Source organism: Allobosea caraganae (assembly GCF_003351345.1).
Lineage (GTDB): Bacteria > Pseudomonadota > Alphaproteobacteria > Rhizobiales > Beijerinckiaceae > Allobosea > Allobosea caraganae.
The window spans coordinates 195,783-208,669 of the sequence record NZ_QQTO01000019.1; the positions used below are offsets into that span (position 1 = coordinate 195,783).

General features: G+C 65.0%; 17 protein-coding genes. 13 read left to right on the forward strand and 4 right to left on the reverse strand.

Features of this window, described 5'->3' with window-relative positions; translation table 11 throughout:
• The first annotated feature begins 3 nt into the window (after positions 1–3).
• Genes DWF00_RS09055 through DWF00_RS09070 form a run of 4 tightly spaced genes read left to right on the forward strand, consistent with a single transcriptional unit; the run spans position 4 to position 1,887 of the window.
• Positions 4–399 (forward strand): type II toxin-antitoxin system VapC family toxin, encoded by a 396-nt coding sequence (locus DWF00_RS09055; RefSeq protein ID WP_114827276.1) that lies wholly within the window; start codon positions 4–6, stop codon positions 397–399.
• Complete coding sequence (locus DWF00_RS09060; protein WP_114827277.1) at positions 396–1,085, forward strand: glutathione S-transferase family protein; 690 nt, start codon at positions 396–398, stop codon at positions 1,083–1,085. Before DWF00_RS09055 ends, DWF00_RS09060 begins: the two co-directional genes overlap by 4 nt.
• A 38-nt stretch (positions 1,086–1,123) precedes the next feature.
• Entirely contained in the window at positions 1,124–1,666 is a 543-nt protein-coding gene (gene ilvN / locus DWF00_RS09065; protein ID WP_114827278.1) for an acetolactate synthase small subunit, read from the forward strand.
• Positions 1,666–1,887 carry a hypothetical protein gene (locus tag DWF00_RS09070; RefSeq protein ID WP_114827279.1) on the forward strand — a complete coding sequence of 74 codons (222 nt, stop codon included), beginning with the start codon at positions 1,666–1,668 and terminating at the stop codon, positions 1,885–1,887. The genes ilvN and DWF00_RS09070 overlap by 1 nt, the downstream gene beginning before the upstream one ends.
• Positions 1,888–2,055: 168 nt before the next feature.
• Here the strand turns inward: DWF00_RS09070 and DWF00_RS09075 are convergent, their stop codons facing one another.
• Positions 2,056–2,601 carry a DUF924 family protein gene (locus DWF00_RS09075; RefSeq protein WP_114827280.1) on the reverse strand — a complete coding sequence of 182 codons (546 nt, stop codon included), beginning with the start codon at positions 2,599–2,601 and terminating at the stop codon, positions 2,056–2,058.
• Between the two features lie 156 nt (positions 2,602–2,757).
• Here DWF00_RS09075 and DWF00_RS09080 point away from each other — a divergent pair, with 156 nt between their 5' ends.
• The 3 genes from DWF00_RS09080 to DWF00_RS09090 all read left to right on the forward strand — a co-directional run bounded on the left by DWF00_RS09080 (position 2,758) and on the right by DWF00_RS09090 (position 5,213).
• On the forward strand, positions 2,758–3,405 hold the full coding sequence (locus DWF00_RS09080; RefSeq protein ID WP_114827281.1) for a TetR/AcrR family transcriptional regulator C-terminal domain-containing protein: 648 nt from the start codon (positions 2,758–2,760) through the stop codon (positions 3,403–3,405).
• A 34-nt stretch (positions 3,406–3,439) separates the two neighbouring features.
• The gene (ilvC, locus tag DWF00_RS09085) at positions 3,440–4,459 is read left to right on the forward strand and encodes a ketol-acid reductoisomerase (protein WP_245973806.1); all 1,020 of its coding nucleotides are present in this window, start codon (positions 3,440–3,442) and stop codon (positions 4,457–4,459) included.
• A 532-nt stretch (positions 4,460–4,991) separates the two neighbouring features.
• Positions 4,992–5,213 carry a hypothetical protein gene (locus DWF00_RS09090; RefSeq protein ID WP_114827282.1) on the forward strand — a complete coding sequence of 74 codons (222 nt, stop codon included), beginning with the start codon at positions 4,992–4,994 and terminating at the stop codon, positions 5,211–5,213.
• Between the two features lie 133 nt (positions 5,214–5,346).
• On the opposite strand, the gene DWF00_RS09095 is transcribed toward DWF00_RS09090, so the two are convergent.
• On the reverse strand, positions 5,347–5,871 hold the full coding sequence (locus DWF00_RS09095; protein WP_210207831.1) for a DedA family protein: 525 nt from the start codon (positions 5,869–5,871) through the stop codon (positions 5,347–5,349).
• Between the two features lie 300 nt (positions 5,872–6,171).
• On the opposite strand from DWF00_RS09095, the gene DWF00_RS09100 reads away from it, so the two are divergent.
• Positions 6,172–7,056, forward strand: a complete 885-nt coding sequence (locus tag DWF00_RS09100; protein WP_114827283.1) for an ABC transporter ATP-binding protein — start codon at positions 6,172–6,174, stop codon at positions 7,054–7,056.
• Positions 7,053–7,841, forward strand: coding sequence for an ABC transporter permease (locus tag DWF00_RS09105; RefSeq protein ID WP_114827284.1), 789 nt, complete (start codon positions 7,053–7,055; stop codon positions 7,839–7,841). Before DWF00_RS09100 ends, DWF00_RS09105 begins: the two co-directional genes overlap by 4 nt.
• 31 nt (positions 7,842–7,872) lie before the next feature.
• Here DWF00_RS09105 and DWF00_RS09110 read toward each other — a convergent pair whose 3' ends face one another.
• Positions 7,873–8,775, reverse strand: coding sequence for a bestrophin-like domain (locus tag DWF00_RS09110; RefSeq protein ID WP_245973807.1), 903 nt, complete (start codon positions 8,773–8,775; stop codon positions 7,873–7,875).
• Positions 8,776–8,801: 26 nt separating this feature from the next.
• On the opposite strand from DWF00_RS09110, the gene DWF00_RS09115 reads away from it, so the two are divergent.
• Positions 8,802–9,827, forward strand: coding sequence for an ABC transporter substrate-binding protein (locus DWF00_RS09115; RefSeq protein WP_425453108.1), 1,026 nt, complete (start codon positions 8,802–8,804; stop codon positions 9,825–9,827).
• A 139-nt stretch (positions 9,828–9,966) separates the two neighbouring features.
• Here DWF00_RS09115 and DWF00_RS09120 read toward each other — a convergent pair whose 3' ends face one another.
• On the reverse strand, positions 9,967–10,656 hold the full coding sequence (locus DWF00_RS09120; protein ID WP_245973808.1) for a cupin domain-containing protein: 690 nt from the start codon (positions 10,654–10,656) through the stop codon (positions 9,967–9,969).
• Between the two features lie 338 nt (positions 10,657–10,994).
• Between DWF00_RS09120 and DWF00_RS09125 the strand changes: the two genes are divergently transcribed.
• From DWF00_RS09125 to pdxY, 3 genes are all read left to right on the forward strand, one after another.
• Entirely contained in the window at positions 10,995–11,411 is a 417-nt protein-coding gene (locus DWF00_RS09125) for a hypothetical protein (protein ID WP_114827288.1), read from the forward strand.
• A 6-nt stretch (positions 11,412–11,417) separates the two neighbouring features.
• Positions 11,418–11,939, forward strand: a complete 522-nt coding sequence (locus DWF00_RS09130; RefSeq protein WP_114853014.1) for a nuclear transport factor 2 family protein — start codon at positions 11,418–11,420, stop codon at positions 11,937–11,939.
• Between the two features lie 99 nt (positions 11,940–12,038).
• Positions 12,039–12,887: a pyridoxal kinase PdxY gene (pdxY, locus tag DWF00_RS09135; protein ID WP_114827290.1), complete on the forward strand. Its 849-nt coding sequence runs from the start codon at positions 12,039–12,041 to the stop codon at positions 12,885–12,887.

Sequence of the window (12,887 nt, forward strand, 5' to 3'; positions counted from 1 at the left end):
CAGATGCTCGTCGCGATCGATACCAATGTGCTCGTCCGCTATGTCACGCGCGACGAACCGACTCAGGAACGCGCGGCGCGCACCTTGTTCGAGCAGTCCCCGGTTTTTGTTGCCCGGACGGTGATGATGGAGGCCGAATGGGTCTTGCGCTCGGTGTATCGGTATTCTGCTGCCCAGATCGCGGGCGTTTTCTCAATCATCATTGATAACGAGAATGTGGTTGTCGAAGACGAAGCTGTCGTGCGGGCTGCCGTGAGAGCATTTGAGGCCGGTCTTGATTTCGCCGACGCGATCCATCTGGCCGCCTGCGGCGACTATGAGACCTTTGCGACTTTCGACATCCGCTTGCGCAAACGCGCGTCAAAATCCTTCGATAAGCCAGCTGTGATCGACCCATGAAACTCCTGATCGGCAACAAGTGCTATTCCTCCTGGTCGCTGCGGGCCTGGCTGCTGCTCGCGGCCAAGGAGATTTCCTTCGAGGAGGTGCTCGTCCTCCTCGACGAGCCGGGCTTCAAGGACGCGGTCCACGCGCATGCGCCGCAGAGCGGCGGCACCGTACCGACGCTCGTCGACGGCGACGTCGCCGTCTGGGAGACGCTGGCGATCGTCGAGTACCTGCATGAGCGCTTTCCCGAGCGCGGCATCTGGCCGAGCGATGCCGCAGCGCGTGCCCATGCGCGGGCGGTGTCGAGCGAGATGCATGCGAGCTTCCAGGCGCTGCGCGGCGCGTGCCCGATGAATCTCGGCAAGCGCTATGCAACCAGGGATCGCGGGGCGGACGTCACGGCGAATGTCACCCGCATCAGTGCGATCTGGGGCGAGGCACGTCGCCGCTTCGGCGAGGCCGCCGGCGGGCCGTTCCTCTACGGCGAATTCTCCGCGGCCGACGCGATGTTCGCGCCGGTCGTAGCCCGGCTCGACACCTATGCCATCCCGGTAGACGGGGTATCGGCTGCCTATATGCGCGCCGTGCTCGGCCTGCCTGCCTATCGGCAATGGCTCGATGCAGCGCTCAAGGAAAGCTGGATCGTCGAACACGACGAGGTCGACGAACCCGCCATCGCCAATCTCCGCTCCGTCTAATCCCCTCAGTCATTTCAGGTTCTTGCGACAGGTCTCCGATGCCCAACTCAGCCACGCATTATCCGAACGCCCCGAAGGTCCAGCCCGTCGCCCGCCATACCCTGGCGGTGATCGTCGATAACGAACCCGGCGTTCTCGCCCGCATCGCTGGCCTGTTCTCGGGCCGCGGCTACAACATCGAGAGCCTCACCGTCTCGGAGACCGAGCACGAGAAGCACATCTCGCGCATCACCGTGGTGACCTCCGGCACCGCCCATGTCATCGAGCAGATCAAGGCGCATCTCGACCGGCTGGTGCCGGTGCACCGCGTCGTCGACCTGACCTTGCAGGGCGAGGCGCTGGAGCGCGAACTGGCGCTGGTCAAGGTCGTCGGCAAGGGCGACCACCGGGTCGAGGCGATGCGGCTCGCATCCGCCTTCGGCGCGCGCACGCTCGACGCCTCGCTGACCTCCTTCGTCTTCGAGCTGACAGGCTCGACCGAGGAGATCGAGCGCTTCATCAAGCTGATGACGGCTGTCGGCCTCACCGAGGTCTCGCGCACCGGCATCGCGGCGATGAGCCGTGGCCCGGACGCGATGTGATGGACACCGCCACGCTCAACCTGCTGACGCTGGGGCTCGGTGTCGTCGGCTTCGCCTGCCTGGCCTGGCCGATCATCATGCGCGTAAGCGGGCGTGCGCCGGCGCCCGAGCCGGGCAGCACCGCCACGATACGCTCGCCGCTCTGGTGGCTCGGCTTCACGCTGACGGTCATCGCCATCGTCCTGCAGCGCGTCGCCAGCCAGCAGGCGGGCGGCGGCTAGGGCCTGCTACGAATACGGGGCAACCTCTCCACGTCATCCCGGACAAGCCGCATTTGCGGCGCAGCTCCGGGATCCATCGTAAGGCTCAGCGCTCTATGATGGATCCCGGAGCTCCGCTTCGCTGCGTCCGGGATGACGGCGCTTGATGCTGGCAAATAACAGCATGCTCTAGCCGCTGAAGCCGCCCTCGGCGAGGAAGGCGCGTTCCTCCGCCGTCGTGTCGCGGCCGAGCACCGGGTTGCGATGCGGGAAGCGGCCGAAATCGCGGATGATGTCGCGATGGACGGCGGCGTATTCGACGCCCTCGGGGTCATCGGCCGCCTGGCAGAGCGCGACGCAGCGCTCCTGGTGGGCGAGGTCCTCGGCATGCATGAAGGGCATGTAGATGAAGCGCCGCTCCGGATTGTCGAAGGCGCGGTCGAAGCTGTGGGCGATGGCGCGTTCCGCGACGCCGAGCGCCTGCGCATCGGTGGCAAAGGCCTGCGGCGAGCCGCGGAAGAGGTTGCGCGGGAACTGGTCGAGCAGGATCAGCAGCGCGTAGACGCCTTCGGGCGTCGCCTCCCAGTCCCGCAATTGGCCGGCGGCGGCGGCCTCGTGCGCGGCGAGGAAGCGGATGCGGATCTCCGCGTCGAAGGCCTCGTCCTTGACGAACCATTTCTCGGGGCCGGCTTCGCGCCAGAAGGCGACGATCTCCACTGCCGTTGCCAGGCTCATGTTCCAGATCTCCCATTGGCGGCAGTTTGACCGATCTGCCCGTCCAGATGAACAGCGGGGAGATAGGCGAGGGCGCCGGCGTTTGCCACTTGCACCGCAAAGAGCCCTCCTGTAGATAGCCGAACCGTAACGTTCGGTTCGGTAGATTTCCTCTCCATGCAAGCAGCCCTCGAGACGACGAGTGACGAGCCGACGGCGCGCCAGCAGGCCGTGCTCGACGCCGTGCTCGCGCTGATGGTGGAGGAGGGCGATCAGCTCACCATGAGCGCCGTGGCCCGGCGCGCGAGCTGCTCCAAGGAAACGCTCTACAAATGGTTCGGTGATCGCGACGGGCTTTTGACCGCCACGGTGCAATGGCAGGCGGCGCGGGTCCGTGCCAATAATTACGACCGCCAGCGGCTCGACGCCGCGACCCTGCGCAAAAGCCTGAAGGATTTTGCCGAGAACTGGCTCTCCGTGATCTCCAGCCAGACCTCGATCGCGCTCAACCGTGTCGCCATCGGGCATGCCGCATCGGGCAAGAGCAATCTCGGCGGCATCGTGCTGGCGAATGGACGCTTCGCCATCGGCGAGCGGCTGAAGCCGGTGCTGGAGGCGGGCCGCGAGGCTGGGCTGCTCAGCTTCGACGATGCCGAGACGGCGTTCCGCACCTTTTTCGGCCTGATCGGCCGCGACGTGCAGATCCGGCTTCTGCTGGGCGATGCCCTGCGGCTGAGCCGCGCCGAGATTGAGCGCGACGCCGCCATGGCAGTCGACCAGTTCCTCGCACTTCACGGGCGGGCGCAGCCTGCACCGAAAGCTTGAAGAAACGACGCAAACCCAAGGAAGGACCCGTAACATGCGCGTTTATTATGATCGTGATGCCGACATCAACCTGATCAAGGGCAAGAAGGTCTGCATCGTCGGCTACGGTTCGCAGGGCCATGCCCACGCGCTGAACCTGCGCGATTCCGGCGTGAAGGACGTCATCATCGCGCTGAAGGCCGGTTCGGCCACGCGCAAGAAGGCCGAAGAGGCCGGCTTCAAGGTCATGACCCCGAGCGAGGCGGCCAAGACGTCCGACATCATGATGATGCTCACCCCGGACGAGCTGCAGGGCGACATCTACCGCGACGAGCTGCACGCCAACATGAAGGAGGGCGCCGCCCTTCTGTTCGCGCACGGCCTGAACGTGCATTTCAACCTGATCGAGCCGCGCAAGGACCTCGACGTGCTGATGGTCGCCCCGAAGGGCCCCGGCCATACCGTGCGTTCCGAGTACCAGCGCGGCGGCGGCGTGCCGACCCTGATCGCGATCCACCAGGACGCGACCGGCAACGCCCATGACCTCGGCCTGTCCTACGCCTCGGCCAATGGCGGCGGCCGCGCCGGCATCATCGAGACCACCTTCAAGGAAGAGTGCGAGACCGACCTGTTCGGCGAGCAGGTCGTGCTCTGCGGCGGCCTGGTCGAGCTGATCAAGGCCGGCTACGAGACCCTGACCGAGGCCGGCTACGCCCCCGAGATGGCCTATTTCGAGTGCCTGCACGAAGTGAAGCTGATCGTCGACCTGATCTATGAGGGCGGCATCGCCAACATGAACTACTCGATCTCGAACACGGCCGAGTATGGCGAGTACGTCACCGGCCCGCGCATCATCACCGCCGAGACCAAGGCCGAGATGAAGCGCGTGCTGGCCGACATCCAGTCGGGCAAGTTCACCCGCGACTGGATGCTGGAGAACAAGGTCAACCAGACCTCGTTCAAGGCGACCCGCGCGCGCTACAACGCCCACCCGATCGAGGAAGTCGGCGCCAAGCTGCGCGACATGATGCCCTGGATCAAGGCGAAGGCCCTGGTCGACAAGACCAAGAACTGAGGGATCGTTTGTGAATTCTACTGGGGCGGCCGTCTGACGCGGCCGTCTGCGCTTCCGGTGCTCACGGACAGATGTCCGCTCCGCTCCGGTTCTCGACAGCCACGCCAGTCGGCTCGCCCCAGCGAATTCCCAGAACGATCCCAGACGGCTTCAGAAACTGATTCAGCTCCATGTGACGTTGAGTCAATTTGCTGACGTTGAGTCTTGATTTGATTGTTGAAACGGGCGCCGCGAGGCGCCCGTTTTTCGTTGCACGGCGCCGCTGCTCCAGCCCGGCGGAACAGCGCCGGTCTCCGGCGCGTTGATGGACAGTGACGAAACGGGAGCATGCGATGAACCGGGACGAGTGGAGAAATGAAACAGCCAGCCGCGATCAGCATAGGCGGGCTGTGGCGCGGGTCGTCCCGATGCCGGAGGAGGGCAGCGAGAGCATGGCTCTCGTCATCCTGCTCGTCAGCGCCACGATCGCGATCGTGGCCAGCACGCTCGCCACGACGCTGTTCTAGGACGATCCATCACAAGGGGAACGACCATGGCTGCGGATGTTAAAGACAGGGAAGACCGGCTCGAGCGCCTGGAAGGCGGCGATCCGATTCCGCCGATGCGAGCCGACGACCATAGCAACGCCGATCCTGCAGTGGAGACGCCTATCGAGGCGCGGCAGGGTTTTCTCGACAAGCCCGTGCTGATGGTCCTCATCGGCGGGCTCGCCCTCGCCATCCTCGCCTGGGGCTTCGTCGAGCTGACCTATTGAGACCAAGCCATTTACGGACCCGAGCGCAGGGAGGCGACAATGGGACCGATCAGGCGTTTGGAAACGCCGCAGGGCGCGCGGCTCTTGATGGCGCTGTCATTCGCGCTGGCGCTGGCGATCGTGCTCGGCCTGTTCAACGCGTGACGAATTCGGCGAGGCGGCCGGCGCCGTAGAGCAGGCCAAAGCCCCAAGCGAACGAGGCGATCCAATTCCCGAGCTGGAACTGGAGGAAGGGCATCTTGACGATGCCCGCCACGATCGCGATCACAGCGCGCAGCGGCCCGAAGAAATGGCCGATCACGATGCTGAGCACACCCCATTTCTCGAAGAAGGCGTGCCCGCGTTCGAGCAGTTGCGGGTTCTGCTTGAACGGCCAGTGGTGATCGACGCGCGGCCCCAGCACGAGGCCGGCCCAATACGACACCCAGAACCCCGAGCCGGCGCCAAGCGAGGCCGCGAAAGCAAGCGGGATCAGGTTCAGTCCGGAGGCTCCCGCCGCGGCGCCAAAGGCCGTGAAGAACACTGTCGCCGGCACGATCCAGGACAGCACCGCCACGCATTCGGCAAAGGCGACGAAGAAAACGATCGGGACAGCCCAGCCTTGGTTGGCGCGCATGAACTCGACCAGATCCCGCATCAGGCTTTCGAGTTGCATCATGTCGGCGCGGTCTCCCTGGGGGCTTCCTTCTCCCCTTGCGGGAGAAGGTGGCAGCGCGAAGCGCTGACGGATGAGGGGTCGCGCGACGCTTCTTATCGCGGCGGTTTGGCATATGCCATCTCTCGAAGGGTCGCGCGACCCCTCATCCGCCCCTGCAGGGGCACCTTCTCCCGCAAGAGGGAGAAGGAAGAACCCGCCAAAGGCGGGTTGCCTTCGCGGGCTGATCGCCTAGAGTTTTCGCAACGAGAAACGCGATGACGGCCGGCGCATGCGCGCAGCGGGCCACCAGGGAAACGATCCATGGATCTGCAACACCGCCCGCACCCTGATCCGGGGCAAGCGGGCGCGTCTGGAGCCACATTGCCGGTGGCGGTGAAGCTTGGCGGGCTCGACATCACCTTCCATATCGAGGGCGGCCAGCGCTACAAGGCCGTGACCGGCATCGACCTTTCCGTCGCGGCCGGTGAGTTCGTCTCCGTCGTCGGACCGACCGGCTGCGGCAAGTCGACCCTGCTCAACGCCGCCGCCGGTCTGCTGACGCCGTCGGCCGGCAAGGTCGAAATCTTCGGCAAGCCGCTTTCCGGCCTGAACGGCCGCGCCGGCTACCTCTTCCAGGCGGATGCGCTGATGCCGTGGAAGACGGCGCTGCAGAACGTTGCCGTCGCGCTGGAGCCGATGGGCGTGCCGGCAGCGGAAGCAAACGAGCAGGCACGGGGATGGCTCGCGCGCGTGGGCTTGCGCGCCTTCGTCGACCGCTACCCGCACATGCTCTCGGGCGGCCAGCGCAAGCGCGTCGCTCTGGCGCAGATGCTGATCCGCAATCCCGAGATCCTGCTGATGGACGAGCCCTTCGGGCCGCTCGACGCGCAGACAAGGCAGATCATGGGCAACCTCCTGCTCGACCTCTGGTCGAAGGACCGCAAAGCGCTGATCTTCGTGACGCATGACCTGGAAGAGGCGATCGCGCTCTCCGACCGGGTCGTGGTGATGTCGGCAGGGCCAGCCGCCGGCATCGTCGCCGACTACAAGGTGCCGTTGCCGCGCCCGCGCGACATTGCCGAGATCAGGCTTGAGAAGGCCTTCCACGAGATCCACCGCGACATCTGGGCCTCGCTGCGCGTCGAGGTGCAGAAGGCCTATGCGATGGGCGAGGGCAAGGAACTGGTCGAGGACAGCACGCCATGAAGCGCCTCAAGCTCCTCGTCCTGCAAGTGCTGGTGATGATCGTCTGTCTCGGCATCTGGCATGTCGTCACGGTCTATCCGCTCTTCGGCGAGACCAAGACGATCCAGTTCTTCTTCTCGACGCCGCTTCAGGTGCTGGGCCGGACCTTCAAGCAGCTTACCGGCAGCGAGATCTACTATCATCTCGGCATCACCCTGACCGAGACGGTGCTCGCCTTCGTCATCGGCTCGGCGGCGGGCATCCTGTTCGGCTTCACCTTCGCCCGGAACGACCTGCTGGCGGCGGTCTTCGACCCCTATATCAAGGCAGCGAACGCGCTGCCGCGCGTCGTGCTGGCGCCGATCTTCGCGCTCTGGTTCGGGCTCGGCATCTGGTCGAAGGTGGCGCTCGGCTTCACGCTGGTCTTCTTCATCGTCTTCTTCAACGTCTACCAGGGCGTGCGCGAGGTCTCGCCGACCGTGCTGGCCAATGCCCGCATGCTCGGCATGAACGGGCGCCAGCTCTTCCGCCACGTCTACTGGCCCTCGGCCCTGACCTGGATGTTCTCGTCGCTGCACACCTCGGTCGGCTTCGCGCTGGTTGGCGCGGTGGTCGGCGAGTACCTCGGCTCCTCGGCGGGTCTTGGCTACAAGATCCACGAGGCCGAAAGCGTCTTCGACGTCACCGGCGTCTTCGCCGGCATGCTGATCCTGGCGATCTTCGTCATCGCGATCGATGCGCTGGTGACGATGGTCGAGAAGCGGCTGCTGGTCTGGCGTCCCGGGCAGAGTTCGACGACGACGTAAGGTTCGCGACCCCTAAGGCGGCCGTGCGGCGCTACTGGCGCATTTCCGTCAGGGCCCTTTGCAGCGGCGCGGGCGAGATCTGGATCGGCCCCTCGAATGGGGCGTCCATGTCGACGATCAGGTAGATCGCCCCGCCGATGAGGGTCGCGGCCGCGACGAAGCTCGTCACGATCACCGCGTTTCTCGGAGCCCGGAAACCGAAGGTCGCAAAGATCAGCATCAGCCAGGCGACGAGCATCAGCACGAGCGGCCTTGGGATCGAGCCCTCCGCCTGCTCCACCAGACTCCAACGCAATTCCAGCACCTTGCGATATTGTTCGCGGATGTCGTTCCAAATCGAGAGCTGGGGCTCGGCGCGTGGCTCGAGGGCACGCAGGCTGGTCCCGATCTCCTGGAGCAGCCGTTCGGACGTCTTGTCGGACAGCCCGCCCTCGGCCGTCCAATGGCCGTTCGCGGCGCGTTGCGCGTAGGCGACGAGCCGCTGGCGCGCGTCGCCAGCCTCGGGCCCGTAGAGGACAAGCATCCTGTCGAGCAGAATCAACCCGGTCGCGTAGCTGTGCACGTCGCGGTTGACCGCGTCGAACCGGCCCTTGGCCGAACTGATCATCAGGCCGAGCACGAGGGAGGTCATCACGACGAAGATGTTGGCGATCAGCCGCATCACGTTGTGGGTGTCGTCCTGGCGCTGATGCGCCGGCAGCTTCTCGTAGAAGAAGAGCGCTCCCAGGGAGGCTCCGGTCAGGCACAGAAACACGAAAACCGCGATGCGAACCTCGTTCATGGCCGTTCCCCGTCTCGCTGCTTCAGCAGGTAGCCATGCGCGGATGCGCTCAGAGGTCGCAACGTCCCGATCTGGTGGATGGGATTCTTGCTCCCGCTCGCCGATCTCGCCTATTGTCGTCCCGAATGCGCCCGTCAGAAGCGCTCGCGTCATCCAACCGGAGGAATACCCCCATGTTCTTGTCCCGCCGCGGCGCGCTCGCCGCGCTCGCCCTTTCGACTGCGCTCGGCTTCTCGCCCTATGGAGCGCTCGCCCAGAATGCCGAGAAGCCCAAGCTGACCCTCGGCGTCGGCGGCAAGCAGTTGCTTTATTATCTCCCGCTGACCGTGGCTGAGAAGAAGGGTTTCTTCAAGGAGCAAGGTCTCGACGTCGAGATCAATGATTTCGGCGGCGGCGCCAAGTCGCTGCAGGCGCTGGTCGGTGGCTCGGTCGATGTCGTGACCGGCGCCTATGAGCACACGATCCGCATGCAGGCCAAGGGCCAGGACGTCCGCGCGGTGATCGAGCTCGGCCGCTTCCCGGCCATCACCATCGCGGTGCGCAAGGACCTGGCCGACAAGGTCAAGTCGGCTGCCGACTTCAAGGGGCTGAAGATCGGCGTCACCGCGCCCGGCTCCTCGACCGCGCTCACCGCGCAATACGCCATGGTCAAGGCCGGGCTGAAGGCGAGCGACGCGCCGATCATCGGCATCGGCGCCGGGGCGAGCGCGGTTGCCGCGATCAAGCAGAAGCAGGTCGACGTGATCTCGCATCTCGATCCGGTCACCTCGAAGCTCGAAGCCGATGGCGACATCGTCACGCTGATCGACACCCGCACCGAGGCCGGCACCAAGGCGCTGTTCGGCGGCTCCAACCCGGCGGCCGTGCTCTACCTGAAGAACGACTTCGCCGAGAAGAACCCGGTGACCACGCAGAAGCTGGTCAACGCGCTGTTCAAGTCGCTGAAATGGCTGGAGACGGCCAAGCCCGAGGACGTTGCGGACCTGGTGCCGGAAGAGTTCCTGCTCGGCGACCGGCCGCTCTACCTGCGCGCGGTCAAGAATTCGCAGGAGAGCTACTCGCGCACCGGCATCTCGACCGCCGACGGCATGAAGAGCATGTACGACTCGCTGAAGCTGCTCGACCCCGAGCTGACGAATTCGAATGTCGACCTGTCGAAGACCTTCATCGACACCTTCGCCAAGAAGGCGGCGGCGGGATCGTAAAGGGAGGCTTCCTTCTCCCCCTCGGGGGAGAAGGCCCGGCAGGGGATGAGGGCGGTGCGACTGGGCGAGCCGTCCTTCCCTCATCCGCCAGCGCTTCGCGCTGCCACCTTCTCCCTCGGGGGAGAAGGAAGAGACCGTCTCAGCCGCGCTTCCCGCCAACCGAGATGAAGGCCATGAGGCAGGGCTCCGGCAGCGGGTTGCGCCAGCGATGGCGGGTTCCGTTCTGCACGATGCAATCGCCCTGGCGCAAATGGACCCGCTGCCCGTCGTCCAGTTCCAGCGTCATCTCGCCGCGAACCACGACGCCGTAGTCGATCGTGTCGGATGTGTGCATGCCCGGCGCGCCGCGTTCGAAATGGTCGCCCATGCGCGGCACCTTCTCCGACATCTCCTGCAGGGCGCTCTCGAAGGTGACGCCGGGCGGCGGCTTCCAGCCTTCGGGCCGCCTCGGAGGATACGAGATCAGGCGAAACATCGTGCCGCCGGGGCCGGGAAAGGCCACCGTTCCTGCAAGCATCGGGTCGGGTTCCAGGCCGGTGAGCTGGGGCACGCCCTCGGTCATGTAGAGCTCGTAGAAGGTCAGGCCCGGGTTGGAGTCGATCTCCACCACCTTGGGCGTCACGTCGAAGGACTTGAATATCGACTTGCCGGCTGCATCGCGGCCAGTCAGCGCCCGTTTCGGGGGAGGCAGCTCGCTCGAATCCTTCGCTTCGCCCGGCTGCGGCAGCGCGGCCAGGGCGCCGCCGCCAGCGATGGCCGAGAGCGCCTGGAGCAGCTGACGCCGATCACCGCCTTCAGATCGCTCGGAGGGAGGCCTCGTGTCATCCAAGGACTTGTTTTTGCTTCGTGACCACCAGCGCCAAGAGAGCCAGCTCATCTGCGTCCTCCGCTGTTGGATGCTTTCGTCGTCGCTGTCGTGGCCGGCGTCTTATTTCATTTCGCAGGAAAGTTCTTTCTCATGCTCATCATGTTGAGGATTCAGGCCTGCACAAGTAGACCTTAGGTGCAGCGCAGCCCGATTTTCGACGGTCTGTAGCGTACTGTATTGGTAATCGACTCCATTACCTCCAACTAAAGTCCAATTGTATTGGGGTTGTAGTTGGATGGATGTTTCGATCGCTTCTGTTGGATATCCTTTTCCGGTAGGGAAGGGTAAGAGGTGCCTGCATGACGCCGGATGCCGCCGCCTTGTTCGCCATCATCATCCTGGTCGTTCCGATGGCCTATTTGCTGTTCGCGGCGCCCGGCTTTCTGTTCGTGAAGCTCGACATCCCGCCCGTTGCCCGGTTGTTGCGCATGATGTTCGGGGCGTATTTCCTGGTGCTGACCGTGACTGCCGTCATCGGGGCAGTGATGTTTGCCGTGGCGGGTCCATGGGCCTTCGTCTTCGGCATGGGCGTCCTGGCTTCTACGGTCATGGCTCGCGTCTGGTTTCTGCGGCGGATCGATGCCCAGATCGAGACTTGGCCGGCGGATGTCGGCCGCCGGCTGCGTCGGCTGCATTGCGGCGGCATGCTGTGCAATGCGATCCAACTTGCCGTCGTCATGGGTAGCATTCCTTATGTCATGATCGCCCCGGTCTGATCGGGTTTGCTGTCGAAGACCTTCATCGAGACCTTCGCCAAGAAGGCGGCGGTGGGCTCGTACCCTCTCGACTCCCGGCGGAGCGCCGGTCACACTCCCTCTTTCGAAAGGAGAGGCGAGATGACCGAGCGCTCTGCTATCGAGACCCTGATCATCGAGGCCTATGAGGCGCGCGTGCGCGGTGACCTCGACGGCGTGATGACTGCCTTCCATCCGCAATGCCGCTTCCAATTCATGGGAGCGGCCGATAGTGCGCCGATCTGCCGGCCGCTCGAGGGCTGCGACATGGTCCGCGAGCAAATGGCCGGGCTGATCGACAACTTTGCCTTCGCGAAATTCGAGACGCTGGGTCTCGTCGTCGAAGGCAATCATGCCGCCTACCACTGGCGCGCCGACGTGACCTTCACGCCGACCGGCCGCACCGACAGCTTCGACGTCGTCGACATGCTGGTGATCGAGGACGGCAAGGTGCGCAGCCTGTCTCAGTTCACGGACACCGCCGGCCTGGCGCGGCTTGCTGCCGCCTGAGCGGTTCAGTCATCGGAGGCATCACTGCTTTCGGTTTGCGCAGGGCGCGGCAACCGTTAGGTTCGCCGGGTCGTCCCCTGTCGAGTCACTGGCTGCGCCATGAACATCCTCTCGATCCAGTCCCATGTCGCCTATGGCCATGTCGGCAACGCCTCGGCCGTCTTCCCGATGCAGCGCCTCGGCGTCGATGTCTGGCCGATCCATACGGTGCAGTTCTCGAATCACACCGGCTATGGCGCCTGGAAGGGCCGCGTCTTCGACGGCGGCATGATCGACGAGGTGATGGAGGGCATCGCCGAGCGCGGCGTGCTGCCGAGCTGTGACGGCGTGCTCTCCGGCTACATGGGTTCGGCCGATATCGGCCACGCCATCCTCTCGGCGGTCGAGCGGGTGCGTGCCGCCAATCCCAAGGCGATGTATTGCTGCGATCCGGTGATCGGCGATGTCGGGCGCGGCGTCTTCGTGCGGCCGGGGATCCCCGAGTTCATGCGCGAGCAGGCGGTGCCGGCAGCCGATATCGTGACGCCGAACCAGTTCGAGCTGGAATTGCTCACCGATATCGAGGTCAAGACGATCTCCGACGCGCATCGCGCCGTCGAGACCCTGCGCGATGCCGGGCCGAAGGTCGTGCTCGTTACCTCGCTCGTCACCGAGGAGACGCCGGCTGAGGCCATCGACATGATGGCAGCCGATGCGCAGGGCGCCTACCGGGTGCGCACGCCGAAGCTCGACGTCAGCGTCAACGGCGCCGGCGACGCGATCGCGGCCCTGTTCTTCGTGCATTTCCTGCGCGACGGTTCGGCCGCCTCGGCGCTCGCCAAGGCCTCGTCCTCGGTCTACGGGCTGCTGAAGCGGACGAAGGAGGAGGGCTCGCGCGAAATCCTCACCGTCGCCGCGCAGGACGAGTTCGTCACGCCCAGCCACAGGTTCGAGCCCGAGAAGCTTTGA

What these genes read in the sequence shown, in the direction of transcription:
- DWF00_RS09100 (WP_114827283.1), top strand. Translation starts at nt 6,172, where the DNA reads ATGGATCTGCAACACCGCCCGCACCCTGATCCGGGGCAAGCGGGCGCG.
- DWF00_RS09095 (WP_210207831.1), bottom strand. Translation starts at nt 5,871, where the DNA reads ATGATGCAACTCGAAAGCCTGATGCGGGATCTGGTCGAGTTCATGCGC.
- DWF00_RS09090 (WP_114827282.1), top strand. Translation starts at nt 4,992, where the DNA reads ATGGCTGCGGATGTTAAAGACAGGGAAGACCGGCTCGAGCGCCTGGAA.
- ilvN (WP_114827278.1), top strand. Translation starts at nt 1,124, where the DNA reads ATGCCCAACTCAGCCACGCATTATCCGAACGCCCCGAAGGTCCAGCCC.
- DWF00_RS09080 (WP_114827281.1), top strand. Translation starts at nt 2,758, where the DNA reads ATGCAAGCAGCCCTCGAGACGACGAGTGACGAGCCGACGGCGCGCCAG.
- DWF00_RS09070 (WP_114827279.1), top strand. Translation starts at nt 1,666, where the DNA reads ATGGACACCGCCACGCTCAACCTGCTGACGCTGGGGCTCGGTGTCGTC.
- DWF00_RS09075 (WP_114827280.1), bottom strand. Translation starts at nt 2,601, where the DNA reads ATGAGCCTGGCAACGGCAGTGGAGATCGTCGCCTTCTGGCGCGAAGCC.
- DWF00_RS09105 (WP_114827284.1), top strand. Translation starts at nt 7,053, where the DNA reads ATGAAGCGCCTCAAGCTCCTCGTCCTGCAAGTGCTGGTGATGATCGTC.
- ilvC (WP_245973806.1), top strand. Translation starts at nt 3,440, where the DNA reads ATGCGCGTTTATTATGATCGTGATGCCGACATCAACCTGATCAAGGGC.
- DWF00_RS09125 (WP_114827288.1), top strand. Translation starts at nt 10,995, where the DNA reads ATGACGCCGGATGCCGCCGCCTTGTTCGCCATCATCATCCTGGTCGTT.
- DWF00_RS09055 (WP_114827276.1), top strand. Translation starts at nt 4, where the DNA reads ATGCTCGTCGCGATCGATACCAATGTGCTCGTCCGCTATGTCACGCGC.
- pdxY (WP_114827290.1), top strand. Translation starts at nt 12,039, where the DNA reads ATGAACATCCTCTCGATCCAGTCCCATGTCGCCTATGGCCATGTCGGC.
- DWF00_RS09060 (WP_114827277.1), top strand. Translation starts at nt 396, where the DNA reads ATGAAACTCCTGATCGGCAACAAGTGCTATTCCTCCTGGTCGCTGCGG.
- DWF00_RS09110 (WP_245973807.1), bottom strand. Translation starts at nt 8,775, where the DNA reads ATGACGCGAGCGCTTCTGACGGGCGCATTCGGGACGACAATAGGCGAG.